This is a genomic window from Sulfuricystis multivorans (assembly GCF_003966565.1).
Classification (GTDB): domain Bacteria; phylum Pseudomonadota; class Gammaproteobacteria; order Burkholderiales; family Rhodocyclaceae; genus Sulfuricystis; species Sulfuricystis multivorans.
This window is the reverse complement of sequence record NZ_AP018718.1, coordinates 774,491-797,031: the sequence shown is the minus strand read 5'-3', so window position 1 is coordinate 797,031 and position 22,541 is coordinate 774,491. Positions and strand designations below refer to the sequence as shown.

Here is a 22,541-nt window from a genome sequence, read left to right as displayed (position 1 = left end):
ATGAAAAAAATGAAACGTCGTGAGTTTTGCACTTCCCTTTTCGCGCTCGCGCCGCTTCCCGCCGCCCTTGCAGCGCTTCACGGCTGTGCGCGCGACGAGGGCTGGCCGGAGGGCATGCAGCCGATCAAATGGGATCGCGATACCTGCGTGGTCTGCAACATGGGCATCTCCGACCGGCGCTTTGCCGCTGAGCTGCGCGGCGGGCCGAAGAACAACGTCTTCAAGTTCGACGATCCTGGCTGCCTTGCGCTGTTCCTCCACGACAAGGCGGACAAATACCCCTGGATCCGCGAGCCAGCGACGAAGCTCTGGGTCGCCGACGTCACCAGCCAGGGCAACGCGGTGCGCTGGCTCGATGCAAGATCCGCCCACTACATCAACAAGTATTCGCCGATGGGCTACAACTTCGGCGCCGTCGCCCAGCCGCAGCCCGGCTCGGTCGATTTCGCAACCATGGCCGAACACGTCGTCGCCAAGGTCAGGAAGCCGCAACGATGAAACAGCTCTGGCTCACCGCCCGTCTCGACATCGTCGAATCTTTGCGTGCGCGCTGGTTTCTGATCTACACCGGCGTGTTCGGCGGCATCGTCGCGCTGCTGTTCGTGTTCGGGCTGACCGAATCGCGCGTGCTCGGCTTCATTGGCCTCTCCCGCCTGTTGGTCACCTATATCCAGCTGACGATGGCGATCCTGCCGATCTTCGTCTTGATCACCACGGTGCGCTCGGTGGCGGGGGATCGCGAGGCGGGCGTATTCGAATACCTGCTCTCCTTGCCGGTGAGCCTCGCCGCCTGGTTCTGGGGCAAGATCCTCGGCCGTTATCTGGTCATCTTCGCACCGGTGTTCCTGGCGATGCTCGCCGCCGTCGGCATCGCGATGATCAAGGAAATCGAGATTCCCTGGGACATGTTCGGCTACTACACGGCGCTCTTGGCCGCGATGGCGGCCTGCTTCCTGGGACTGGGGATGCTGATTTCGGCGCTCGCGCGCAGCACCGACATGGCGCAGGGCGCCGCTTTCCTGACCTGGCTGGTGTTGCTCTTGTTCCTCGATCTGATCCTTTTGGGGGTGATGATCCAGGGGCGAGTCGCACCCGAAGTCGCGATCGGCATCGCACTCGTCAATCCCTTGCAGGTGTTTCGCACTGCGGCGCTGGCGTTGTTCGATCCGCAGCTGATCGTGCTCGGGCCTGCCGCCTATGTGATCCTCGACACCTTCGGCGCCAGTGGCTACAAGCTGTTCGCCCTCGCCTATCCGACAGCATTGGGGCTAGCCGCGGCGGGCCTGGGTTACTTCCTTTTTCGTCGTGGCGATCTACCCTGATGCGCACGCTGCTTTTCATTCTGATCACCTGCCTGAGCACCTTTACCCGCGCGCAGGATGCCGAAGCGCTCTTTGCCGCAAAGCTGACCGATGCGCAAGAGAAGCCGGCAAGCTTGGCGGGTTTCCGCGGCAAGCCGATGATCGTCAATTTCTGGGCGCGCTGGTGCTCGCCGTGCCGTGACGAAATGCCGGAAATCAGGGCCCTCGAGAACAAATACCGCGCGCAGGGGCTTGCCGTGGTCGGCATCGCGATCGAGGAGAACAGCGCCAATGCGCGCGATTTCCTGAAAGCCTATGAGATCGAATACCCGAACTTCTTCGCCGGAGCGCGCGGCACCGAGCTCCTGAAGGCGCTGGGCAACGACAAGGCGGGGCTTCCCTTCACCGTATTCATCGACCGGCAAGGCAAGCTCATCGGCCACAAGCTCGGCCGCATCAGTCGCAGCGAGCTCGAGGCCGCCGCCGACGCCTTGCTCCAATGACGGCGGTGCGCCACGCCCTGGATGAGAGCTTCGGTCGCGAAACGGTCGCGCCCGAAGAGCGCAAGAGCCGCATCCGGCGCATGTTCGATCGCATCGCGCCGCGCTACGACCTGATGAACGACCTGATGAGCTTCGGCATCCACAGGCTCTGGAAGCGTCGTCTCGCCCGGCGCGCAGCAGGCAGCCACGGCATCGTCGTCGATCTCGCCGGCGGCACCGGCGACGTCGCCCGCCTGCTTGACGGCTGTGGCCGGCGCGTCATCGTCTGCGATCCGAGTGTCGCGATGATGCAAGCCGGCCGGCGCGCCTGTGATCAGCGTATCCACTGGCTAGCGGGTGAGGCCGAGGCTCTGCCCTTTCCCGACTGCAGCATCGATGTGCTGACGATCGCCTTCGGCATCCGCAATGTGACGCGGCTGTCCGCCGCGCTCGCCGAGATCCATCGCGTGCTGGTGCCCGGCGGCCGCTTCATCTGTCTGGAATTCTCGCGCCCGGCGCCGCTCATCGCGCCGTTTTACGATGCCTATTCACACCTCGTGATTCCACGGCTGGGGGCCGCGATCGCGCGTGCACCCGGTGCCTACCAGTACTTGATCGAATCGATCCGGCGCTTTCCCGACCAGCGCGAATTCGCCGGATTGATCGCCGAAGCAGGCTTTACCGACGTTCATTGGGAAAATCTCTCCTTCGGCATCGCCTGCCTGCATTTCGGCCAAAAGCCCAGCGCGTCCGCATGAAGCTCAAGCTGCCTCTCGCCATCGGGGACGCCCCGCCGAGCCGTTGGCGCATCTGGTGGATCGCCGCCCGGCCGCGCACGCTCGCGCTTTCGGCGACGCCGGTGCTGGTGGGTAGCGCGCTTGCCTGGGCCGAAGGCGCGAGTCCACGCCTCGGCATCGCCTTGGCCACCCTGACCGCCGCGCTCTTGATCCAGATCGGCACGAATCTGCTCAACGATGCCAGCGATTTCGAGCGCGGCAATGACCGGCCCGGCCGCTTGGGCCCTTTGCGTGTCACTGCCGCCGGCTGGGCGAGCGCCGCTAGCGTGCGCCGCGCCGCGCTGCTCGCGTTTGCGTTCGCCTTCGCGTTGGGCGTCTTCCTCGCCGTCTCTGGCGGCTGGCCGATCGTGATCATCGGGCTCTCATCACTTGCCGCCGGCGCCATGTATTCGGCAGGACCGAAACCGATCTCCCATACGCCGTTCGGCGAGCTCTTCGTCTGGCTGTTCTTTGGCGTATTCGCCGTCTCCGGCAGCCACTGGCTGCAGGCCGAGCGCCTCTCCCCTGCGGCGTTGCTCGCCGGCGCGGCGCTGGGCCTGCCCGCCGCCGCCGTGCTGCTCGTCAACAACCTGCGCGATCTGGCCGCCGACACCGCCGCCGGCCGCATGACGCTCGCCGCCGTGCTCGGCGAAGCCCCGGCGCGTGACACCCATGCCGTGCTGATGATCGCCCCCTTTTTCGTGCTGCCGCTCTTGTCCGCGCTGTTGCCCTCCCGGCATGGGCTGTGGCTCGCACTGGCCGCCCTGCCCGCCGCTTTCGAGGTGGTGCGCGCGATGCGTCGAGCGCATGGCGTCGCGCTCAACGACGTGCTCGCCAGGAGCGCGCGCGCGCAATTTCTGTTCGGTCTTTTTCTCGCCCTCGGTTGCCTGCTGCCGCTATGACGATTTCCTGGGTTCCCGCCGCGACCTACACCGATATCCTCTATGAGCTCTCCGGCGACGGCATCGCGAAGATTTCCATCAACCGACCGGAGCGCCGCAACGCCTTCCGGCCGGAAACGATCATCGAGCTGCAAGACGCCTTCGCGCGCGCCCATCGCGACCCCGAGATTGGCGTCATCATCCTCACTGGCGTCGGCAACCAGGCCTTCTGCGCCGGCGGCGACCAGAAGGTGCGCGGCGACGACGGCGGCTATCATGATGTGGCAACCGGCACGCCGCATCTCAATGTGCTCGATCTGCAGATGCAGATCCGCCGCCTGCCCAAGCCGGTCGTCGCGATGGTCGCCGGCTACGCGATCGGCGGCGGCCATGTGCTGCATCTTTGCTGCGATCTGACCATCGCCGCGGAGAACGCGCGCTTCGGCCAGACCGGGCCGCGTGTCGGCAGCTTCGATGCCGGGCTGGGCGCGGGCCTCATGGCGCGCACGATCGGCATGAAACGCGCGAAGGAAATCTGGTTCCTCTGCCGCCAATACGATGCGCAGACGGCCTTGCAATGGGGCCTCGTCAATGCCGTCGTGCCGCTCGACCGGCTGGAAGCGGAAACCGTCGCCTGGTGCCGCGAAATGCTCAAGCTCTCGCCCACGGCGCTCAGGATGATCAAGGCCGGCTTCAATGCCGACACCGATGGCCTGGCGGGCATCCAGGAACTCGCCGGCCAGGCGACCGGACTTTTCTACATGACCGCCGAAGGGCAGGAAGGCAGGAACGCCTTCCTCGAAAAACGCCCGCCGGATTTCTCGAAATACCGCCGGCGGCCATGAAAGCGTTATGATTCGGCCATGATCTTCGACCGCATTACCGTAGACCCCGCGATCATGAACGGCCAGCCGACCATCCGCGGCATGCGTCTGACGGTGCGCCGCGTCGTCGAAGCCGCCGCCCTCTATCCCGATCGCGCCGCGCTTCTCGCCGAATACCCCGAGCTCGAAGAAGAGGACGTACGACAGGCGCTTGCTTTCGCGGCGAGCAATCTCGCCGACGAGACGTTCGCGCTCGAGGCAGCGTGATTTCCCTGTTGCTCGATCAAGGATTGCCTCGCTCAGTCGGCGCAGCGTTGCCAAGCGAACAATGGTCGGTATGGCATGTCGCCGATCTCGGTCTTTCCCGCGCAAGCGATCGAATGATTCTCCAGTTCGCCCGCAAAGAGAAACGCCATGTCATCACGTTGGATGCAGATTTTCACGCTTTGCTGGCCACCAGCGGTGAACGCGGTCCTTCGGTTGTGCGCTTGCGTATAGAAGGCTTGAAAAGCAAAGAGCTTGCGTTGCTCCTCGAGCGTATCTGGCCGAGCATCGCCACGGCGATGGCCAATGGCGCTCTGGTGACGGTTACGCCAGATCGCATTCGCATCAAACATCTCCCGATTGGTTGATGCACGCCACAGTCCTTCCCTACCGCCTGCCGCTCAAGCTGCCGTGGGTGGCGGCGCGCACCACTCTCACCGAACGCCTTGGCGCGCTACTGCATCTGATCGACGCCGACGGCCATGAAGGCTGGGGCGATTGCGCGCCCTTGCCTTCTGGCGGTGATCCGCAGCGGGTCATCGATGCGCTCGCCGCCTGGGCGTGCCGTCCCGCAGCCGCCGAGTTTGATGCCTTGCCTTGCGAGGCGCGCTGGGCGATCGAGACGGCACAAGCCGATCTCGCCGCGCAGCGGCAGGCCAAGCCCCTGTGGCGCCATCTCGGCGGCAGCTGCAACGGCATCGCGGTCAATGCCGCGCTCGGGCCGCTCGACGCTGGCTTGCCCGACCGTTACGCGCAGGCTGCCGCCCAAGGCTTTCGCATCGGCAAGATCAAGGTCGGGCTGGCATCCGTCGAGGAGGAGATCGCGCGCCTTTTCGCGCTGCCCAGGACCTTATGCCTGCGGCTCGATGCCAATCGCAGTTGGGATGAGAGCGAAGCGCGCCGTTTCCTGTTCGCGATCCGCGCCTTGCCGATCGACGCGGTCGAAGAGCCGCTCGCCCAGCCGTCGCTCGAAACCCTCGCCGCATTGCAGGCGGCGCTGCCTTATGCGCTCGCCCTCGACGAATCGCTGCCGGGGTTTTCCCTCGCGGCGCTGACGGAAAGCCGCGCAGTGCGCCGGCTGGTGGTCAAACCGGCGCGGCTGGGCGGCATTCGAGCAACGCGGCGGATCGCGCAGGCCGCACGAGATGCCGGCATCGAGCTCGTGCTCACCACGGTGATCGATTCGGCGATCGGTGTCGCCGCGACCGCGCATTTGGCCGCGGCGCTCTCGCCCGATCTCGCCCACGGCCTGGGCACCTCGGCATGGCTTGCCGACGATCTCGCCGCGCCGCCCGCAATCGTCGGGGGTGTTCTGCAACTACCAGAAACCGCAGGACTGGGCTTCACTCCGGCAGCGGCTCGGGGCGGTGGATGAAATACCCCTGCACATAGTCGACGCCGATTTCGGCGAGCCTGTCGAGGATCTCCTGGTTCTCGACCCATTCGGCGACCACTTCGAGCGACAAATCGCGGCCGATCTGCGCGATCGCATTGACGATCACGTAATCGTTGGCCTCTTCGTGCAGCGCGCGGACGAAGCCGCCGTCGATCTTCAGCACGCTCACCGGCAGCCGTTTCAGATAAGCGAAGGAAGACAGGCCGGCGCCGAAATCGTCGAGACAGAAACGGCAGCCGAGCTTCGTGATCGCGGCGATGAAGCGCTGCGCCGCGGCCAGATGATGGATCGCCGCGGTTTCGGTGATTTCGAACAACAGCCGCGCAGGGGCGATCCCCGATGACGCCAGGCGTAGCTGGACATGCTCGAGGAGATCGGCCTGCGACAGCGTTGCGCCGGACAGGTTGATCGCATAGCGGGCCTGATCCGCGGGATGACGGACGAGATGGTCGAGCAGTGCATCGAACACCCAGCGATCGAGCACAGGGGCATAGCCGAAGCGTTCCACCGCCGCGAGCACGCGGCCCGGCGGCGTCGCCACCCCTTGCTCGTCGAGCACCCGCAGCAGGATTTCGTAATGCTCGCCGGCATCTTGCGCCGCGAGCGGTGCGATGCGCTGGCGATAAAGGCGGAAGCGGTGTGCAGCGAGCGTTTCATCGAAGCGCATCACCCATTGCATCTCCTCGTCGAGCGCGCGGATGCCCGGATGGGCGGCGCTATGCACCTCGACGCGGCCGCGGCCTTGATCCTTCGCGTGATAGCAGGCGGTATCGGCATGGCCGAGCACCTCATCGACGCCCATGCCCGCTTCGAGAGGCGCGACGCCGACGCTGGCGCCGATGTGGAACTGGCGGGCTTCATAACGGAAAGCATGGCTGGTGATCAGCTCGACGAGTCGCCTGGCCGTGCAGACCGCTTCATCGAGCGGGCAATCGAACAGCAACAGGCCGAATTCGTCGCCGCCGATGCGCGCCAACAGACTCTTCTCAGCACCCTCCGGCGCCGGCACGGCCGACTGCATCAGGCCGACGATCTCGACCAGCAACGCGTCGCCGGCGGCATGGCCGCAGGTGTCATTGACCAGCTTGAACTGATCGAGATCGATGTAGCAGAACACGTGGCTGCGACCGTCCTCGCGCACCTGACGCAAGGCCCGCTCGATGCGCCCGACCAGGGCGCGGCGGTTCGGCAGACCGGTGAGCGGATCGTGGAAGGCCATCAGGCGCAACTCTCTGAGCAGCGCGCGCCGCTCGCTGTCGTCACGGAACACCAGCACCGCGCCGCAGGGCTGGCCGGGCGTGTCATGGGCGACCGAGGGCACGATCGCCGCCGAATCGTGCACCGGAATCTCGCGGCCGTCGCGGGCGATGAGCAGCGTGTGATTGGCCATCGCCTGGGTTTCGCCCGTGCGCAAGGCCAGCCGCGCCGGGTTGGGTTGCTGCGCGCGCGTCTCTTCATGGATGAGCGGCATCACGGTCTCGATCGGCTTGCCGCGCGCTTCAGGAAGCGGCCAGCCGCTGAGCCGTTCGGCGACCGGGTTCATGAACGCCACGTCACCATCGGCATCAGTGACGATGACGCCATCGCCGACCGAGGCGAGCGTGATGCGCCAGCGCTCCTTCTCGGTCGCCAGCTCGTCGATCTTCTGCTGCAATTGATCGCGCGCGCGGTTGATCACCCCGGCCGTCTCGACGAGCTCCGGCGGCGCGGTGGGCGACAATACGATGCGGGAGGCAAGATCGCCGGCCGCGCGGCGCTGGGTCGAGGCGCGGATCGCTTCCAGCCCGGCGAGATTGGCGCGCATGATCCGATGCATCGCCAGCGCGAGCAGCAGCATCGCGCCGGCGGCGATCAGTAGGCCCAGGCCGAGCATCCGCCACAGGCGATCTTCGACGAAGCCCGGCGCGATCGTCACGGCAAGCCGGCCGTATTCCCGACCACCGACGGCGATCGTTTCCTCGGCTTGACCCGGGACGAGCCCCAACAACGCCGCGAACCAGTCCGGACGTTGCAAGGCGGCGGGCGCCTCCTGCGCCTCGATCTCGACTCCATCGCCGGCAAAGCGCACCACGTTCGCCTCGGCGCTGGTCACCTCCCGGCGCATCAGCTGCTCGACGGTGGTGTAGTCCTTGAGGATCAAAGGCTCGACGAGAGTCGCGGCGAGCAGCCGCGCTTCGCGCTGCGCGGTCTGGGCCACCACGTTGCCGCCGATCTCGCGCGCGACCCGGAGCACCGCGACGCTGCCGACGATGGCCAGCAGCAGCCCCACCGCCACCAGCGCGATCAGCAGCCGAAAGCGGATTGATAGGCGCGCCAGCAGGTTCATTGCCCTTTGAGCGGGACGAGGGTCTCGCGGAAGAAGCGCCGGTAATTTTCGTAATCGGCGTCGGACGCGGCGACGAAGCCGCGCGGCCTTTTGAGCCCGAGTTTTTGCGCCGCCTCGGCGAGCACCGCGCGGCCGCTTTCCTCCTCGCGCAGCGCGAGAAAGGCGCGCTTGACCGCTTCGCGGTGAGCCGCCGGCACTTTCGGGTGCGCCATCACCGCCAGATCGAAATAGGGGATCGATTCCCAGAGCACACGGTAGGCGAAGTGCTCGCGCCGCGCGTAATCGGCCATCACCTGGCTATTGACGCCGGCGGCCGCGACCTGGCCGAATTTGAGCTGGCCCATCGCCGCCTCCTGGGTGCCGGCGAAGACCGGCTCCACCTCGACCCCGGCCTTGAGCAGCGCGTCGTAGGGCACGAAATAGCCGGTGAAGCCATACGGGTTCGCGAAGGCGACTTTCTGGCCGGCAAGCTCTTGCAGACGCTTTGCCGGACTGTCGTCGCGCACCACGACCTGCCCTTTGATGCCTTCGCCTTCCTGACGGGCGAGCACGGTGAAACCCAGCTTCGCGCGTTCCGGCGTGAAGAAATGGTTCGAATAGACGAAGGCCAGCTCGCCGCGCGCGGCCATGTCGGTCGTCTCGTTGGCGGTGCGCGCGACGCGCAGTTCGAGCTTCACCCCGGCGCGCTCGGAAACCCAGGCGAGGATCGGATTCCAGTATTCGGCGGTGAAGGTCAACGAACGGTGGTTGAGCACGCCGAACGGATATGGCCCGCCGGCCTCCCAGGCGTGGGCGGCAAGCGCACATAGCCAGAAAGAGACGAAGCAGAGGATTCTTTTCATGACTGTCTCCAAAGCAACATGCCGCCGCTGGCCAGCAGCAATGCGCCGATGATATGGCGAAAGGTCGTGGCCGAAATTCCGAAATGCAGCTTCTGACCCCAGTGTAATCCGAGCCATGCCGTCGGCGCCATCGCCGCCAGCAGCCACAGATGCTGCTCCTGGTAATGGCCGCCGAGCGCGAAACCGGCGATGCGCAGGCCGCCATCGACCACCCACAGCATCGCGATCGTGGCGAGGAACACGGTTTTCTCCAATTGACGCAGCCGGAAATACATCACATAGAACGGCCCGCCAGTGCCGAAGAGCCCGCCGACAAGCCCTCCGAGCAGACCTGCCGGCGCTGCCCAGCGCCGCGACAGATGCACATTCGGTTGCGGCAGGAACTGATAGGCGCCAAAAAGGACGACGAAAAGGCCCAACAACAGCTTCAGCAGACGGCCATCGATCCAGGCATGCAAGACCATCGCTAGCGTAATGCCCACGAACGAAAACGGTAGCAAGGGGCGCAGATCCGCCCAGACGATCAGGCGCCGATGACGCCAGGCTTGCAGGACCGAACCGGAATTGTCGAGGATCACGACCAGGGGCACGACGATCGACAGCGGTAGCATTTGCGCCAGCAAAGGAGAGGCAACCAGAGCCGATCCGAAGCCGGCGATCCCGCGGACGAAATAAGCAGCCAGCGCGATCAGGCTGGCGAACAAATACACCTCCATGGCGCAGGGTTTTTACCACAGGGCACTGATGTTTGCCTCCCTTGATCTGGCTCATGGGCGCACCTTGCCAAGCTGCCTACAATTGCGGCCATGCAAATCCTGCGCCATTGGCTCTCCCGCCACCCTCCCGAGCGGCCCGCGCTCATCCTGCCCGACGGCAGCGTTTTCTCTTATGGCGCGCTCGCTGGCCGACGCGGGCGAAGCGGCTTGACCCTACTCGAAGACGATGCGGCAACGCTCGCCAAGGGGCTAATCGATTGCGGCTTGGGCGCGGGCACGGCTTTTCCTTTACCGCCGCACCTTTCGCCAAAGGCACGCGCGCGGCTCATCGAACAGGCCGAAGCCACGGCAAACCCTCGCTTGGCGCTCATCATCGCCACCTCCGGTTCGAGCGGAGAACCGAAGGGCGTACGCCTTGCCTGGCGGTCGATCGCCGCTGCCGCACGCATGAGCGAGCGCGCCTTCGATCTCCAGCCCAATGATGCCTGGCTCGCCTGCCTGCCGCTTCATTTCGTCGCCGGCGCGACGATCCTCTACCGCTGTCTGCGTGCCGGGGCCACTGCGGTGGTGCAGGAAGGCTTCGATGTTCACGCCGTGGCGCGCGCCTTCGTCGAGCGGCGCATCACCCATGTCTCGCTGGTGCCGGCGATGCTGGCGAGATTGCTCGATGCCGCCGTCTTGCCGCCACCAAGTCTGCGTTGCGCGCTCGTCGGCGGCGCGGCGCTCGCACCGAGCCTGGAAGAAAGGGCGCGCAAGGCCGGCTGGCCGATCCGACTCAGCTACGGCATGACGGAAACCTGCGCCACCGCGCTCGTCGATGGCCGGTCGCTGCCGGGCGTGCGGGTGCGGCTGTCGGAGTCCGGCACGCTCGAAGTCGCGACACCAGCGCGAATGATCGGTTACCTGAATGAAGCCGACGTCGGCGAATGGCTCACCACGAGCGATCTGGCGACGATCGATGAAGCGGGCCGGGTGACGATCCTCGGTCGCGCCGACGAGATGCTGATCAGCGCCGGCGTCAATGTCCATCCGCTCGAAGTCGAGGCGCAGCTCACTCTATGTCCCGGCGTGCGCGAGGCGGCAGTGATGGGGCTCCCTGACCCCGTCTGGGGCGATCTGATCGCCGCGGTCTATGAGGGCGAAGCGGATGAGGCGGCGGTCGAGGCCTGGAGTCGCGCTCGACTGCCTTCCAGCCGCCGGCCGCGGCGTTTTCTGCGTGTCGCGCGGCTGCCCCGGCTCGCCTCCGGCAAGCTCGACCGGCACGCAGTGCGGAGCCTGTGGTCATGATCGACTGGGCGCAGATCGCGCCGGCACTGGCCAGCCTCGCGGCGCAGGCCCCGGCAGCGCGCTCGATCTCGCTTTCGGTGCGCTTGCCGTGCTGGCCGGCGATCAACCCCGAGGCGGCGGGCGAGTGGTGCTTCTGGCAGCGCCCGGAACAGGGTTTGCGCCTGCTCGGCGCCGGCATCGCCTTGCGCGCGCTGACGAGTGGCAACGGACGTTTCGCGGCGCTCGCCGCCGCACAGCGTGGCTTGATCGCCGGTTGGCGCTACGCCGGCGAGCCACCGCGCGCCTTCACTGGCTTCGCCTTCACGCCTGAAGGCGGCGAGCCTTTGCCGAATGCCAGCCTCTGGGTGCCGGAACTGCTGCTCACCGAACGGAGCGGGCATGTCAGTCTCACCTTGAGCACGGCCGCAGAACGGGCACAGACGGCCTTGGCCCGCTGGCGCTCACTCTGGAACGATCTGCTTCGCCCGCGCGCTCAGCGCCGCACTACGCCCCTCACCCTCCAGAAGGCAGCGCTTTCCGAGCAGGCCTTCCTCGCCCGTGGACGCGCGGCGCTGGCGGCGATTCGGCGCGGTGAGCTCGACAAGCTGGTGGTCACGCGCAGTCTCGAGCTCCGCGGCGATGTCGATGAGCAAGCCGCGCTCATCGACTTCCTCACCCGTCACCACCCTTCCTGCGCGACCTACGCCCTCGGCGGCCCCGGCTTCGCCTTCATCGGCGCCTCGCCCGAAACCCTGCTCGCGCTCGATGGCGACGAAGTCGCGGTCGATGCGCTCGCCGGTACCGGCTGGCACACGTCCCCCCGGGCGCTTTCCGACGACAAGAACCGGCGCGAGCACGATGTCGTCGTCCGGGCGATCATCGCGGCGCTCGAAGATCAGTGCACGGACATCCTTCTGCCGTCCGCGCCGGAAGTGCTGCAGCTCGAAGGCTTGAGCCATCTGCGCCGCCGCATCCTCGCGCGCCGCCGCGCAGATGTCGGGCCTTTCGATCTGATCATTCGGCTCCATCCGACGCCGGCGGTCGGCGGCACCCCGACGCCGGCCGCGCTCGACTGGCTCGAACGCCACCATGACCGGCGCGGCGCCTGGTACACCGGCGGCTTCGGCTGGGTCGATGCCGCCGGCGATGGCGACATCGCCGTCTGTCTGCGTTGCGGACTGCTCGAAGACGGACGCATCACTCTCTACGCCGGCGCCGGCTTCGTTGACGGCTCCGTCCCGGAGCAGGAACTCGCCGAAACCGAGGCGAAACTTTGCGCCATGCGCGATGCGCTCTTCGCCAGTCAGCGCCGGCAGGCCGCCGCATGAACACGGGGACGCGCAATCTCGCCTGGGCCGATCATTTGATCGCCGCGTTCGTCGCTGCCGGCGTGCATCACGCGGTGCTCGCTCCCGGCGCACGCTCGGCGCCGCTGGCACTCGCCTGTCTGCGCCGGCCGGAACTCGATTGCCAAGTCATCAACGACGAGCGCGCCGCCGGCTTCTTCGCGCTGGGGCTGGGCAAGGCGAGCAGACGGCCGGCGCTCGTCATCACCACCTCCGGCACCGCCGCGGCGAACCTCTTGCCGGCGATCGTCGAAGCGAACCTCGCCAGCGTGCCGCTGATCGCACTGACCGCCGACCGGCCGCCGGAAATGCACGGCTGGGAGGCAAACCAGACTATCGATCAGACGAAGCTCTATGGCGAACACGTGCGCGCCTTTCATGCGCTGCCGCCGCCGGATGAGGCGATCGAGGCGCGCTTTTTCTCCGCGCTCGCCGCGCGGCTGGTTGCCACGGCCACAACGCCGCTGCCAGGGCCGTTGCATGTGAATCTGCCGTTTCGCGAACCGCTGCTGCCGGAAACCCTGCCGGCGCCGCCAGCGCTGCCCGCGCCGATCGTCTTGCCTGCGCCCGCGACCCAGTCACCGGAAAACCTCGACGCAATCGCCGCGCGGCTCTTTGGCCGACCGGGCGTGATCATCTGTGGCGAAGCCTCATACCCGGACGGCTTTGCGCAGGCGCTCGCGCAACTGGCGGACGCGCTCGAGGCGCCGGTGATCGTCGAGGCGCTTTCCAACCTGCGCTTCGGCCCGCACGACAAGTCGCGTTTCGTCGCTCACGCCGCACGCTTTCTGCGCGAGACCAATCTGCCGGAACCAGCCTGGGTGCTGCGCTTTGGCGCCTTTCCCATCTCACGCGCGCTCGAGCGCTGGCTCAAAAGTCTCACCGCTGCCGAGCACCTCCTCGTCGCACCGCCTGGCCGCTGGCCCGATCCGCTGTGGCAAAGCGGCTCCGTGCTGCGCGGCGAGCCGCTCGCGATCGCCTCGGCCCTCATATCCTCGTGCCGTCCCGCCAGCGCCGAGTTTCCGGAACGACTCGGCGCCCGGCGGGACGTCTCGATTTCCGCCAGCGCCGAGTTTTCCACCCACTGGTTGGGCGCCGAGGTCGACGCCCGCGCCATGACTGACACCCGCTTCTTCGAAGGCACGATCGCCCGCACGCTGCTCGCCCAGCTTCCTGCCGGCTGCCAGGTCTTCGTCGGCAACTCGCTGGCGATCCGCGCCGTCGATGCCTTCGGCGGCCTGGGTGAAACGCCCTTGACGCTTTACGGCAACCGCGGCGCCTCAGGGATCGATGGCAGCATCGCCACGGCCGCCGGCATTGCGCAAGCGAGCGGCGCGCCGAGTGTCGCGCTGATCGGCGATCAGACGCTGCTCCACGACGCGACGAGCCTCGCCCTCGCCGCTCGTCACGGCGTGACCGTCGTGCTGCTCAACAACGGCGGCGGCGGCATCTTCGCGCATCTGCCGTTCGCGTCGGCGCTGCCGCCGGAACTGCTCAGGCACGGCTGGATCGCGCCGCAACGCTGCGATCTGGCCGCGCTCGCCGCGGCATTCGGCATGACGCATGAGCGCGTGCACACGCTCGAGGCGTTGCGCGCCGCGCTCGCGCCGCTGCCCAGGGGATGCTTGATCGAAGCGAGCATCGATCCGCAGGACAGCCAAACATGCTTCGCCCACTGATCCGGCTCGTCCTGTGGCTTGCCACGCCGCTCGTCTGGGCAGCGCCCTCATTGCAGGCGCTGATCGATGCCGCGCCAGCGGGCAGCACGCTGCACGTCCCGCCAGGTGTGTATGCCGGGCCCGTGACGATCGACAAGCCATTGGTCCTCGAAGGCGGTGGGCAGGCCCAGATTCGCAGCGCCGGCCGCGGCACGGTGGTGCGCATCAGTGGCCGCGGCGTGACATTGCGCGGCTTCTCGATCAGCGGCAGCGGCGAGCTCCATGATGCCGTCGATGCCGGTATCCAGGTCGAAGGGCATGATCACCTCATCGAGAACAACCGCATCGAGGATGTGCTGTTCGGCATCCATCTGCGCCAGGCCGTGAATACCGTGGTGCGCAGCAACCAAGTGACCGGCAAGCCGCTGCAGCTTTCGATGCGCGGTGACGCGATCCGCATGTGGCATGGCACTGCCAATCGCATCGAGCACAACCGCTTCCAGCGCGCGCGCGACCTGACTTTCATCAACTCGCAGGATAGCGTGATCATCGGCAACCAGTTCAGCGATGGCCGCTATGGCATGCAGATAGTATTCTCGCCGCGCCTGTCGATCGAGGACAATCGCATCGAGCGGATGGCCACCGGCATCGTCGTGCTCTATTCGCGCGACGTCGTGCTGCGCGGCAACACCATCGCCCATGCGCTCACCGGTGGCGGCGCCGGCATCGTCTTCAAGGAAAGTGATTCCGGTCGCGTCATCGGCAACACCGTGCTGCATTGCGCAGTCGGCCTCAAGGTGGATGCGCCGCCCGAGAAGATCGACCTGCTCGACGTGCGCGACAACCGCTTCGCGCACAACATCATCGGCCTGTTTTTCTACGGCGAAGCCGGCGGACACAGCTTCGCGCACAACCGTTTCGACAACAACCTCACCACCGTGGCGATCAGCGGCGTGGGCGCGGCCGCCGCGAACGTCTGGCGCTATAACCGCTGGGACGAATACCAGGGCTTCGACCGCGATCGCGACGGCATCGGCGACACCCCGCACGAGGTCTGGCTCTATGCCGACCGCATCTGGATGGAAACACCGATGACCACCTTCTTCCGCAATTCGCCGGTGCTCGAATTGCTCGATTTCCTCGAACGGCTGGCGCCGTTCTCGGCACCGTATCGCATCCTTTCCGATCCCACCCCCGCGATGGAGTGACCTCATGCCCATGCTCACCAGCTTGCGCATTTTCTGCTTTGCCTTCGGCCTGGTCTTCCTGCCGGCACGCGCCCATGCCGCCGCGCCGGAACAGGAAAGCGGCAAGGAAATCTACGGGCCCTGCGCCGCCTGCCACGGCGACCTCGGCCAGGGCGGCAAGCGCGGCGAATATCCGCGTCTGGCCGGCCAGCGCGCCGCCTATATCGAATACACGCTGAAGAAATTCCGCTCGCGCGAGCGCATCAACATCCCGATGTTCCCCTACACCCAGGAACGCGAGCTGCCGGATGAGGACATCAAGACGGTGGCCGCCTATCTGGCCGGCATCCAGCTGTCGACCAAGATTCCCGATTTCAAACCGACCGACGATGCCTTGACCCGCCTGTTGGCAATGGAAAAGGTGATGATCATCCCGAAGCTGGAAGGGGATCTGGAAAACGGCAAGCGACTCTACCAGGAGGAATGCGCCTACTGTCACGGCATCGATGGCCGGGGCAAGACGCGCTTTCCGATGCTCGTCGGGCAATACACGAACTACCTGCAAAAGCAGATCAATGCCTATATCAAGGGCGAGCGCCTTCACGACAAGGTCGCCGACGACGAGGATGAAGAGGACGGCAAGTCCAAACCCAAGACGGTGAAGCTCGGCGTGCTCAACCGGCTTACGGAAAAGGACATCCAGGACATCCTCGCCTACATCACGCATCTGCAGGACGAATGAGCCAGGAAATGACTGCCGGCCTGCGCGCGCCGGAACCCATCGGCGAGTCCGTCCCCGGCAACCGTGGCATCTGGGTCGGCATCTTCTGCGTGCTGGTCGAGTTCCTGCTGCTGTTCTGCGTCTATTTCATCGCCAAGGCGCACCATCCGGCCGCCTTCGAAAGAGGGCCGGATCAGCTCGCCACCGTCGCCGGCGTGACGATCACGCTGCTTTTGCTCACCAGCGGCTATTGCATGGTCAAAGCCGTCGCGGCAATCCGCCGCGATGCGCGGCGCACCACGCTGCGCTGGGTGCTGGCGGCCCTGCTGCTCGGTCTCGGCTACCCGTGCGTCAAGTTCTTCGAAATCCGCTGGAACGTCGCCCACGGCATCGACGGCGCCGCCGGCATCTTCTACACGGTGTATTACTACCTGACGCTCAACCATCTGGTGCATGTCAGCTGGGGCCTCTTGGGGCTGGCGTGGGTGGCGACGCGCACCGCGCTGGGCGTCTATTCGTCGCGCGATTACAGCGGCCTCGAAGCCGCAGCGATGTATTGGCACGGCACCGATGTGCTGTGGTTGATCCTCTTTCCGTTCTTCTACGTGCTGCGATGAATCGTCTGGGCCACGCCGAAAAAATCTGGCTGCTGCTCCTGGCACTCACGCTCGCTGGCGCCTGGCTCGCCGAAACCGGTCACGCCGGCTGGCCGCTGACTTTCGTCGTCGCCGGCCTGATCGCCATCAAGGGCCGGCTGGTGATCGATCACTACATGGCGATCACCACTGCCCATCCGCGCATCCGCCGCATCCTGCATGGCTTCGTCACCCTCGTGCCGCTGATGGTGATCTTCAGTCACGGTTGGGGAGATGTCCTGCGGCGCATCACCACGCTGCATTGATGGCTGTCAAGGACACGCACGCTAGCGGTGCTTAAACCCAGATTGTCCATTAGACCGGGCTGATTCGCCATGAGCATCCGATACGATCATTTCAACGCCCTACGCGGCGGTTTTCGAGCTGCGGGCGGCATCTTTGCGCCCCCGCTCCTCGCCAATAGACACTGTTATTGGCTCGTCGCGGGGACGCAAACCTGCTCGCCCTCGCCTTCGAAACCCGCTCGCGTTCCAATGGACAATCTGGGTTAAAGTAGCATTCGCGCTTTTCCCGCTGGATGAAACGAGATTCCATGAGCGAGCTCCCCTTTTACCAACCCGCCGGCAACGAGATCGACCTGTTCGAGCACGCACACCGCAATCGTTTGCCGGTGTTGATCAAGGGGCCGACCGGTGTGGGCAAGACGCGCTTCGTCGCGTTCATGGCCGCGAAGCTCGGCCTGCCGCTATTCACCGTCGCTTGCCATGACGATCTCACCGCCGCCGATCTGGTCGGTCGCCATCTGATCGGCGATGGCGCCACCTACTGGTCGGACGGCCCGCTCACCCGTGCGGTGCGCGAGGGCGGCATCTGCTATCTCGACGAGGTGGTCGAGGCGAGGAAGGACACCACGGTGGTGATCCACCCGTTGGCCGATCACCGTCGCGTGCTGCCGATCGACCGCACCGGCGAGGTGCTGCACGCTCCCGACAGCTTCATGCTGGTGGTCTCCTACAACCCTGGCTACCAGAATTTCCTCAAAGGCATGAAGCCATCGACGCGCCAGCGTTTCGTCGCGCTGCGCTTCGGCTTTCCCGATGCCGCGCACGAAGAGGCGATCCTCATCGGCGAGACCGGCTGCGACGCGATGATCGCGAAACGGCTCGTCAATATCGGCCGCAGCTTGCGTGCCCTGAAAGACGTCGACCTCGAAGAGGTCGCCAGCACGCGGCTGCTCGTCTATGCCGCGATCCTGATCCGCGATGGCATGGATCCCGTGGACGCCTGCCGTGCGGCGCTCATCGAAGCGCTCACCGACGATCTCGAAGTCGCCGCCGCGCTCGAGGAAGTGGTGCTCGCCACCTTCGGCAAATGAGCCGCGCACACGAAACGCCTGGCCAGGGGCTCGCCGTTGCGGCGGAATCGCTCTTTCTCGTCAATTTGATGCTGGCACCGGGGCTTGCCTTCCTGCTCTTGGCCTGGCTGTGGCTCAAGCATCGCGTCGCTGCGCCGCCGCTGGCGCGCTGCCATCTCGACCAGACCTTCTTCGTCAGCCTGTGGGGCGGCGCGCTGATCATCGCCATCTGCGCCGCATTCCTGTTTTTCCTCGGCTGGGACTGGGAATGGACCTGGGTCGCGGTGATCCTCTACTTCACCTGTATCCACTCGACGCTGATCCTGTTCGGCATGCTCGGGCTTGCGAAGGCCATGGCCGGCAAGCCTTATCGCTACCCCTGGATCGGCCCGCGCTGCGAGGGGCTCAAATGAAACCCCTGCGAAACGCCGCGAGTAGCGCGTCCCCGAGCATGAACGTTGAACCCAGATTGTCCATTGAGAGCGGGCTGATTCGCCATGAGCATTCGATACGATCATTTCAGCGCCCTACGCGGCGGTTTTCGAGCTGCGGGCGGCATCTTTGCGCCCCCGCGTATCGCCAGACACTGTTATTGGCTCGTCGCGGGGGCGCAAACCTGCTCGCCCTCGCTTTTGATACCCGCTCGCGTTCCAATGGACAATCTGGGTTGAACGCCTCAGTAATGGAAACGCAATTGGGCTATTTGAAGTTGGTCGCCTTCAACCCGATACACTATTCGGTGCTCGTCTGTGATCCGGCGTGACCAAAATCCCGAGAGTGCGTGTTTCAGCGGTTCGGGTTTTCCGACGCCGCCGAATGGTTCTCGCTGGATCTCGCGAATCAGTTTGTTGATCCGCTCGACCATTTTTTTATCCTGCTTTTGCCAATACAGGTAGTCTTCCCATGCCTCGTCTGCGAAGACCAGCTTCACTTGGCCAGTTTCCGCTCGATGCCCTTGCCGGCATTCAATTGCGCTACCGCCGTGAGAAGACGCTTCGCGTTCGCGGGTGTGCGCAAGAGATAGGCGGTTTCTTCCAACGCCTTATAGTCTTCAAGCGAGAGCATCACAACCGACTGCTCTCCGTTGCGGGTGATAATCAAGGCTTCGTGGTCGTCGCAGACTCGATCCATCGCGCTCGCCAAATTCGCGCGAAGCGTCGTGTAGGTAATCGCATCCATTTCCGGGCTCCTCCATATATGTACGCGTTACTGTACATTCTCGCCGGCCGCTTGTCTAGCAGGCCGCTGAAAAAACTACTGCGGTGGGCATTCTTCGGCGTTGCGCGGTGTTGGCTTCGGCCGCTTCGCTCAACCTCGACAAAGCCGAGCTTAGCCTTCGCCGCAACCTCGCTGCGCACCAAACGCCTTGCATCTGACCATCCTCGTGACGTTTTTCAATGGCCTGCCAGTGCCGTGAGTGACCAGACCTCTTTCGTCGGCCTCTGGATCGGCCCGCGCTGCGAAGGCGTCTAGATGGAAGAGTGGATCGGCGGACTCTGGGATCGCTGGATCACCCAGACAGCGCGGCGCGACCATCCGGACGCGGCGGTCGAGCTCAAGGACATCGAAAAGGCGCTCGGCGTGATCTTCCGCGCGCTGGGCGGCGATCCGGGACTGCGCATCGCCGCGGCCGCCGATCAGGCGCACGGCGCGCGCCGTCGCCTGTTGCAACGCATCGCCGGCATCGGTCAGCGCGTCGCCCATGCCGCGCTCGACCACGAAACCCTGGTGCTGCCCCCGCGTCTTGCCGTCCTGCCAACGCCGAGTTTGAACCGCGATCTCTATGTGTGGCTCGCCGCGCTGGCGGCGAGCGCCGGCCCGGCGCTGGAAAGGTTTTCGCAGGAATGGATCGTGTGCAACCAGTTCGCGACCTGGGTGACGCTGCAACGCTATCCGGGGCTCGAATCACGCTACCGGCGACTGGTCGAGGCCGTCGTCGCCGAGCGCATCCCCCCGGAGAAGATGCCGGACGACGAGGCCGCGCAAGAGCGCGCGGTGCTCAAGGCGCTCTTCGATCCCGGCAGCGTCGCCGAGCTGCCGCCGCTTGCGCGCGCCAAGGCGAAGACCCTCCAGCCGGTGCCGCTGTGGCTCTATCCCGCGCCGCCGGCGAAGAACGGCGCGCGCCGCATCGATCCGCTCCCGACAGAGGCCGAAGGCGAGCAAGCCCAAGAGCAGTCGGTCCAGAACAAGCGCTATCAGGCCGAGCGCGATGCGCCGCCGGAAAACGCATCACCCTTGATCCTGCTGTTTCGCGCCGAAAGCCTGCTTTCCTGGGCCGAATATCTGCGCGTCAACCGCGCGCTCGACGCGGACGAGAACCCCGATGCCGGCCGCGCCGCCGAATCACTCGAGAAACTCACCCTCGCAGAGAACGACGTTAGGGTTGCCTCGAAGGTGCGCTTCGATCTCGACCTGCCGGCGGCGGCAGAGGACGACCTCCTCGTGGGCCCCGGCATCCCGCTGCCGGAGTGGGACTGGAAACGCCGCATCATGAAGCCCGATTTCTGCCGCGTGCAGACGATGGTGGCGCGCGATTCCGTGCCGCAGCCACTGCCGGAGCGCCTCAAGCGCCATGCGCGCAAGCTCAAGAACCAGTTCGCCGCGTTGGCACCGGTGCGCCGCTGGCAGAAAGCCCAGCCCGAAGGCTCGGAGCTCGACATCGACGCCTGCGTGCGCATCGCTGCGGATCGCCTGGCCGGCTGGCATTTCTCGGGCGCCGGCGCGTATTTGAACCACCGGCCGACCGAGCGCGATCTCGCCTGCCTCGTGCTCGCCGATCTGTCGCTGTCGACCGATGCCTACGCCAACGACAGGCAGAAAGTGATCGATGTGATCCGCGATAGCCTGATGCTCTTCGGCGAGGCGCTCTCCGCCACCGGCGATGCCTTCGCCTTCTACGGTTTCTCGTCCTTGAAACGCAGCTTCGTGCGCTTCCACGAGATCAAACCCTTCGACCGCCCGCTCGACACCCTCGCGCGCGGCCGCATCGCGGCATTGAAGCCCGGCTGGTACACGCGCATGGGCGCGGCGGTGCGACGCGCGCGGCAACTGATCGAAAAACAACCGGCCCAGCGCCGCCTGCTGCTGATCCTTTCCGACGGCAAGCCGCACGACATCGACCTCTACGAAGGGCGCTACGGCATCGAGGACACGCGGATGGCGCTGATCGAAGCACGCGAAGCCGGCATCAAGCCCTTCTGCGTGACGATCGACCGCGAAGGCGCTGGTTATCTGCCGCATCTCTTTGGCCCGGCGGGCTACACCATCGTCAGAAAGCCCGAGGAACTGCCCGACCGGCTGCCGCTGCTTTATGCTCAACTGACCGGGAACGCATGAAACTCCTTGCCCATCCGATTTTCGCCCTTGGCTTTCGCACCCTGTTTCCTCTCGCCTGCCTCGCCGGGATGATCCTGCCGCTGTGGTGGGTGCTGGTGTTCACGGGTGCCGTCCCGCCAGCGCCGACTTTTGGAAATGAGGCGGCGCCCGGCGGGACGTCTTTGCTTCCGCCAGCGCCGACTTTTGGAAATGAGGCGGCGCCCGGCGGGACGTCTTCGCTTCCGCCAGCGCCGAGTTTCGTCCTGTCGCCATTGCAATGGCACGCCCACGAGATGTTCTATGGCTACGGCTGGGCGCTCATGGGTGGCTTTCTGCTCACCGCGACGAAGAACTGGGTCGGCGTGCGCGGCTGGCACGGCGGGGCGCTCGCGTTTCTCGCTGGCGCCTGGCTCCTCGATCGCTTCGCGCTGAGCATCGACACGGCCTGGTCGCCATGGCTCTTCTGGCCATCCACGCTACTCTTCCAGCTCGCGATCGTCGTGATGCTGATGCACACGCTACTCAAGCAAAGTCTGCGCGCTTCCGGCAGCGACAACTACTTCTTCTGGATCGCGCTGCCGCTCTTCTTGCCGGCGAAAGTCCTCATCCTGCAGGGCGATTTCTATACGCTCGGCGTCGGCATGTCGCTGGCCCTCTTCCGGCTGGCCTTCCTGATCATGCTCGAACGCACGCAGGTGCAGTTCATGCGCCATGCCTTCCGGCTCGAGATCCTACGCGATGCGCGTCTCGATCTGCCGATCAAGTGGCTCGCCGTTGCGTTGATCTTTGCCGAACTGCTGCCTGCTTCGCTGGCTGGCGCGCTCGAATTTCTGCTCGCCGCGCTGCTTTGCTGGCGCTTCGCCTTCTGGCACCCGGCCAGGGCGCTCTCACGGCTCGACATCGGCATCATGTACATCGGCTATCTGATGATCGTCGCGCAGCTCGTCGTATCCGGCCTCGGCCGTTTCGCCGAACCGCCGTGGGTCGGCACCGTGGCCGTGCATCTTTTCACCGTCGGCGTGATGGGTCTCATCGGCCCGGCGATGATCGTGCGCATCTCGAAGGGCCACACCGGCCGCGAAGTGGTTTTTACGCGCCTCGACAAGTCCGTGCTCTGGATCATGATCGCGGGCTTCCTCGCCCGCGTCGTCGCGCCGCAGTTCTATCCACCCGGCTACTTCATGTTCCTGCATCTGGCCGGAAGCTGCTGGCTCGTCGCCTTCGGCCTCCTGCTCTGGCGCACTCTGCCGATGCTTGCCGCGCCGCGCGTCGATGGCAAGCCGGGATGAA

At 65.6% G+C, this 22,541-nt stretch carries 25 protein-coding genes; 20 read left to right on the top strand and 5 right to left on the bottom strand.

Features of this window, described 5'->3' with window-relative positions:
* From EL335_RS03960 to EL335_RS03920, 9 genes are read left to right on the top strand one after another with little or no spacing between them, the layout of a single operon-like run.
* On the top strand, nucleotides 1-498 hold the full coding sequence (locus EL335_RS03960) for a hypothetical protein (protein ID WP_126444349.1): 498 nt from the start codon (nucleotides 1-3) through the stop codon (nucleotides 496-498).
* A complete protein-coding gene (locus EL335_RS03955) occupies nucleotides 495-1,322 on the top strand; it encodes an ABC transporter permease (protein ID WP_126444348.1) in 828 nt (275 codons plus the stop codon). Before EL335_RS03960 ends, EL335_RS03955 begins: the two co-directional genes overlap by 4 nt.
* Nucleotides 1,322-1,804 carry a TlpA family protein disulfide reductase gene (locus EL335_RS03950; RefSeq protein ID WP_126444347.1) on the top strand — a complete coding sequence of 161 codons (483 nt, stop codon included), beginning with the start codon at nucleotides 1,322-1,324 and terminating at the stop codon, nucleotides 1,802-1,804. Before EL335_RS03955 ends, EL335_RS03950 begins: the two co-directional genes overlap by 1 nt.
* On the top strand, nucleotides 1,801-2,541 hold the full coding sequence (locus tag EL335_RS03945; RefSeq protein WP_126444346.1) for a class I SAM-dependent methyltransferase: 741 nt from the start codon (nucleotides 1,801-1,803) through the stop codon (nucleotides 2,539-2,541). The genes EL335_RS03950 and EL335_RS03945 overlap by 4 nt, the downstream gene beginning before the upstream one ends.
* The gene (menA, locus tag EL335_RS03940; protein ID WP_126444345.1) at nucleotides 2,538-3,461 is read left to right on the top strand and encodes a 1,4-dihydroxy-2-naphthoate octaprenyltransferase; all 924 of its coding nucleotides are present in this window, start codon (nucleotides 2,538-2,540) and stop codon (nucleotides 3,459-3,461) included. The genes EL335_RS03945 and menA overlap by 4 nt, the downstream gene beginning before the upstream one ends.
* A complete protein-coding gene (menB, locus tag EL335_RS03935) occupies nucleotides 3,458-4,285 on the top strand; it encodes a 1,4-dihydroxy-2-naphthoyl-CoA synthase (protein WP_126444344.1) in 828 nt (275 codons plus the stop codon). The genes menA and menB overlap by 4 nt, the downstream gene beginning before the upstream one ends.
* 18 nt (nucleotides 4,286-4,303) lie before the next feature.
* On the top strand, nucleotides 4,304-4,531 hold the full coding sequence (locus EL335_RS03930) for a DUF433 domain-containing protein (RefSeq protein ID WP_126444343.1): 228 nt from the start codon (nucleotides 4,304-4,306) through the stop codon (nucleotides 4,529-4,531).
* The gene (locus EL335_RS03925) at nucleotides 4,528-4,896 is read left to right on the top strand and encodes a DUF5615 family PIN-like protein (protein WP_126444342.1); all 369 of its coding nucleotides are present in this window, start codon (nucleotides 4,528-4,530) and stop codon (nucleotides 4,894-4,896) included. The genes EL335_RS03930 and EL335_RS03925 overlap by 4 nt, the downstream gene beginning before the upstream one ends.
* Complete coding sequence (locus EL335_RS03920; RefSeq protein ID WP_126444341.1) at nucleotides 4,896-5,903, top strand: o-succinylbenzoate synthase; 1,008 nt, start codon at nucleotides 4,896-4,898, stop codon at nucleotides 5,901-5,903. The genes EL335_RS03925 and EL335_RS03920 overlap by 1 nt, the downstream gene beginning before the upstream one ends.
* Here EL335_RS03920 and EL335_RS03915 read toward each other — a convergent pair.
* The 3 genes from EL335_RS03915 to EL335_RS03905 are packed head-to-tail and all read right to left on the bottom strand — an operon-like array spanning nucleotide 5,872 to nucleotide 9,796.
* Nucleotides 5,872-8,250, bottom strand: coding sequence for an EAL domain-containing protein (locus EL335_RS03915; RefSeq protein WP_126444340.1), 2,379 nt, complete (start codon nucleotides 8,248-8,250; stop codon nucleotides 5,872-5,874). The two genes, EL335_RS03920 and EL335_RS03915, sit on opposite strands and share 32 nt — an antisense overlap.
* Nucleotides 8,247-9,092 (bottom strand): phosphate/phosphite/phosphonate ABC transporter substrate-binding protein, encoded by an 846-nt coding sequence (locus EL335_RS03910; RefSeq protein WP_172600024.1) that lies wholly within the window; start codon nucleotides 9,090-9,092, stop codon nucleotides 8,247-8,249. Before EL335_RS03910 ends, EL335_RS03915 begins: the two co-directional genes overlap by 4 nt.
* Nucleotides 9,089-9,796, bottom strand: a complete 708-nt coding sequence (locus EL335_RS03905) for a sulfite exporter TauE/SafE family protein (protein WP_172600023.1) — start codon at nucleotides 9,794-9,796, stop codon at nucleotides 9,089-9,091. Before EL335_RS03905 ends, EL335_RS03910 begins: the two co-directional genes overlap by 4 nt.
* Nucleotides 9,797-9,898: 102 nt before the next feature.
* On the opposite strand from EL335_RS03905, the gene EL335_RS03900 reads away from it, so the two are divergent.
* The 9 genes from EL335_RS03900 (at nucleotide 9,899) to EL335_RS03860 (ending at nucleotide 18,349) form a co-directional block, all read left to right on the top strand.
* Nucleotides 9,899-11,095: a class I adenylate-forming enzyme family protein gene (locus EL335_RS03900; protein ID WP_126444337.1), complete on the top strand. Its 1,197-nt coding sequence runs from the start codon at nucleotides 9,899-9,901 to the stop codon at nucleotides 11,093-11,095.
* On the top strand, nucleotides 11,092-12,402 hold the full coding sequence (locus EL335_RS03895) for an isochorismate synthase (RefSeq protein ID WP_126444336.1): 1,311 nt from the start codon (nucleotides 11,092-11,094) through the stop codon (nucleotides 12,400-12,402). The genes EL335_RS03900 and EL335_RS03895 overlap by 4 nt, the downstream gene beginning before the upstream one ends.
* Nucleotides 12,399-14,099 (top strand): 2-succinyl-5-enolpyruvyl-6-hydroxy-3-cyclohexene-1-carboxylic-acid synthase, encoded by a 1,701-nt coding sequence (gene menD, locus EL335_RS03890; protein WP_126444335.1) that lies wholly within the window; start codon nucleotides 12,399-12,401, stop codon nucleotides 14,097-14,099. The genes EL335_RS03895 and menD overlap by 4 nt, the downstream gene beginning before the upstream one ends.
* Nucleotides 14,084-15,286: a nitrous oxide reductase family maturation protein NosD gene (gene nosD / locus EL335_RS03885; protein ID WP_172600022.1), complete on the top strand. Its 1,203-nt coding sequence runs from the start codon at nucleotides 14,084-14,086 to the stop codon at nucleotides 15,284-15,286. The genes menD and nosD overlap by 16 nt, the downstream gene beginning before the upstream one ends.
* Nucleotides 15,287-15,290: 4 nt before the next feature.
* Nucleotides 15,291-16,007, top strand: coding sequence for a c-type cytochrome (locus EL335_RS03880; RefSeq protein WP_126444333.1), 717 nt, complete (start codon nucleotides 15,291-15,293; stop codon nucleotides 16,005-16,007).
* Entirely contained in the window at nucleotides 16,004-16,603 is a 600-nt protein-coding gene (locus tag EL335_RS03875; RefSeq protein WP_284155439.1) for a cytochrome c oxidase subunit 3 family protein, read from the top strand. Before EL335_RS03880 ends, EL335_RS03875 begins: the two co-directional genes overlap by 4 nt.
* Nucleotides 16,600-16,887 (top strand): cytochrome C oxidase subunit IV family protein, encoded by a 288-nt coding sequence (locus EL335_RS03870; protein WP_126444332.1) that lies wholly within the window; start codon nucleotides 16,600-16,602, stop codon nucleotides 16,885-16,887. The genes EL335_RS03875 and EL335_RS03870 overlap by 4 nt, the downstream gene beginning before the upstream one ends.
* A gap of 287 nt (nucleotides 16,888-17,174) precedes the next feature.
* Nucleotides 17,175-17,957, top strand: a complete 783-nt coding sequence (locus EL335_RS03865) for a CbbQ/NirQ/NorQ/GpvN family protein (protein WP_284155438.1) — start codon at nucleotides 17,175-17,177, stop codon at nucleotides 17,955-17,957.
* Entirely contained in the window at nucleotides 17,954-18,349 is a 396-nt protein-coding gene (locus EL335_RS03860) for a hypothetical protein (RefSeq protein WP_126444330.1), read from the top strand. The genes EL335_RS03865 and EL335_RS03860 overlap by 4 nt, the downstream gene beginning before the upstream one ends.
* Nucleotides 18,350-18,612: 263 nt before the next feature.
* Here the strand turns inward: EL335_RS03860 and EL335_RS03855 are convergent, their stop codons facing one another.
* Nucleotides 18,613-18,867 carry a Txe/YoeB family addiction module toxin gene (locus tag EL335_RS03855; protein ID WP_126444329.1) on the bottom strand — a complete coding sequence of 85 codons (255 nt, stop codon included), beginning with the start codon at nucleotides 18,865-18,867 and terminating at the stop codon, nucleotides 18,613-18,615.
* The gene (locus EL335_RS03850) at nucleotides 18,864-19,115 is read right to left on the bottom strand and encodes a type II toxin-antitoxin system Phd/YefM family antitoxin (protein ID WP_126444328.1); all 252 of its coding nucleotides are present in this window, start codon (nucleotides 19,113-19,115) and stop codon (nucleotides 18,864-18,866) included. Before EL335_RS03850 ends, EL335_RS03855 begins: the two co-directional genes overlap by 4 nt.
* 294 nt (nucleotides 19,116-19,409) lie before the next feature.
* Here EL335_RS03850 and EL335_RS03845 point away from each other — a divergent pair, with 294 nt between their 5' ends.
* Nucleotides 19,410-21,272, top strand: coding sequence for a nitric oxide reductase activation protein NorD (locus EL335_RS03845; protein ID WP_126444327.1), 1,863 nt, complete (start codon nucleotides 19,410-19,412; stop codon nucleotides 21,270-21,272).
* On the top strand, nucleotides 21,269-22,540 hold the full coding sequence (locus EL335_RS03840) for an NnrS family protein (protein WP_126444326.1): 1,272 nt from the start codon (nucleotides 21,269-21,271) through the stop codon (nucleotides 22,538-22,540). The genes EL335_RS03845 and EL335_RS03840 overlap by 4 nt, the downstream gene beginning before the upstream one ends.
* Nucleotide 22,541: the final 1 nt, after the last annotated feature.

Bases quoted from the DNA above. Each gene is read 5' to 3' on its own strand.
- EL335_RS03960 (WP_126444349.1), top strand. From the start codon at position 1: ATGAAAAAAATGAAACGTCGTGAGTTTTGCACTTCCCTTTTCGCGCTC.
- EL335_RS03955 (WP_126444348.1), top strand. From the start codon at position 495: ATGAAACAGCTCTGGCTCACCGCCCGTCTCGACATCGTCGAATCTTTG.
- EL335_RS03950 (WP_126444347.1), top strand. From the start codon at position 1,322: ATGCGCACGCTGCTTTTCATTCTGATCACCTGCCTGAGCACCTTTACC.
- EL335_RS03945 (WP_126444346.1), top strand. From the start codon at position 1,801: ATGACGGCGGTGCGCCACGCCCTGGATGAGAGCTTCGGTCGCGAAACG.
- menA (WP_126444345.1), top strand. From the start codon at position 2,538: ATGAAGCTCAAGCTGCCTCTCGCCATCGGGGACGCCCCGCCGAGCCGT.
- menB (WP_126444344.1), top strand. From the start codon at position 3,458: ATGACGATTTCCTGGGTTCCCGCCGCGACCTACACCGATATCCTCTAT.
- EL335_RS03930 (WP_126444343.1), top strand. From the start codon at position 4,304: ATGATCTTCGACCGCATTACCGTAGACCCCGCGATCATGAACGGCCAG.
- EL335_RS03920 (WP_126444341.1), top strand. From the start codon at position 4,896: ATGCACGCCACAGTCCTTCCCTACCGCCTGCCGCTCAAGCTGCCGTGG.
- EL335_RS03915 (WP_126444340.1), bottom strand. From the start codon at position 8,250: ATGAACCTGCTGGCGCGCCTATCAATCCGCTTTCGGCTGCTGATCGCG.
- EL335_RS03910 (WP_172600024.1), bottom strand. From the start codon at position 9,092: ATGAAAAGAATCCTCTGCTTCGTCTCTTTCTGGCTATGTGCGCTTGCC.
- EL335_RS03900 (WP_126444337.1), top strand. From the start codon at position 9,899: ATGCAAATCCTGCGCCATTGGCTCTCCCGCCACCCTCCCGAGCGGCCC.
- EL335_RS03895 (WP_126444336.1), top strand. From the start codon at position 11,092: ATGATCGACTGGGCGCAGATCGCGCCGGCACTGGCCAGCCTCGCGGCG.
- menD (WP_126444335.1), top strand. From the start codon at position 12,399: ATGAACACGGGGACGCGCAATCTCGCCTGGGCCGATCATTTGATCGCC.
- nosD (WP_172600022.1), top strand. From the start codon at position 14,084: ATGCTTCGCCCACTGATCCGGCTCGTCCTGTGGCTTGCCACGCCGCTC.
- EL335_RS03880 (WP_126444333.1), top strand. From the start codon at position 15,291: ATGCCCATGCTCACCAGCTTGCGCATTTTCTGCTTTGCCTTCGGCCTG.
- EL335_RS03875 (WP_284155439.1), top strand. From the start codon at position 16,004: ATGAGCCAGGAAATGACTGCCGGCCTGCGCGCGCCGGAACCCATCGGC.
- EL335_RS03870 (WP_126444332.1), top strand. From the start codon at position 16,600: ATGAATCGTCTGGGCCACGCCGAAAAAATCTGGCTGCTGCTCCTGGCA.
- EL335_RS03865 (WP_284155438.1), top strand. From the start codon at position 17,175: ATGAGCGAGCTCCCCTTTTACCAACCCGCCGGCAACGAGATCGACCTG.
- EL335_RS03860 (WP_126444330.1), top strand. From the start codon at position 17,954: ATGAGCCGCGCACACGAAACGCCTGGCCAGGGGCTCGCCGTTGCGGCG.
- EL335_RS03850 (WP_126444328.1), bottom strand. From the start codon at position 19,115: ATGGATGCGATTACCTACACGACGCTTCGCGCGAATTTGGCGAGCGCG.
- EL335_RS03845 (WP_126444327.1), top strand. From the start codon at position 19,410: ATGGAAGAGTGGATCGGCGGACTCTGGGATCGCTGGATCACCCAGACA.
- EL335_RS03840 (WP_126444326.1), top strand. From the start codon at position 21,269: ATGAAACTCCTTGCCCATCCGATTTTCGCCCTTGGCTTTCGCACCCTG.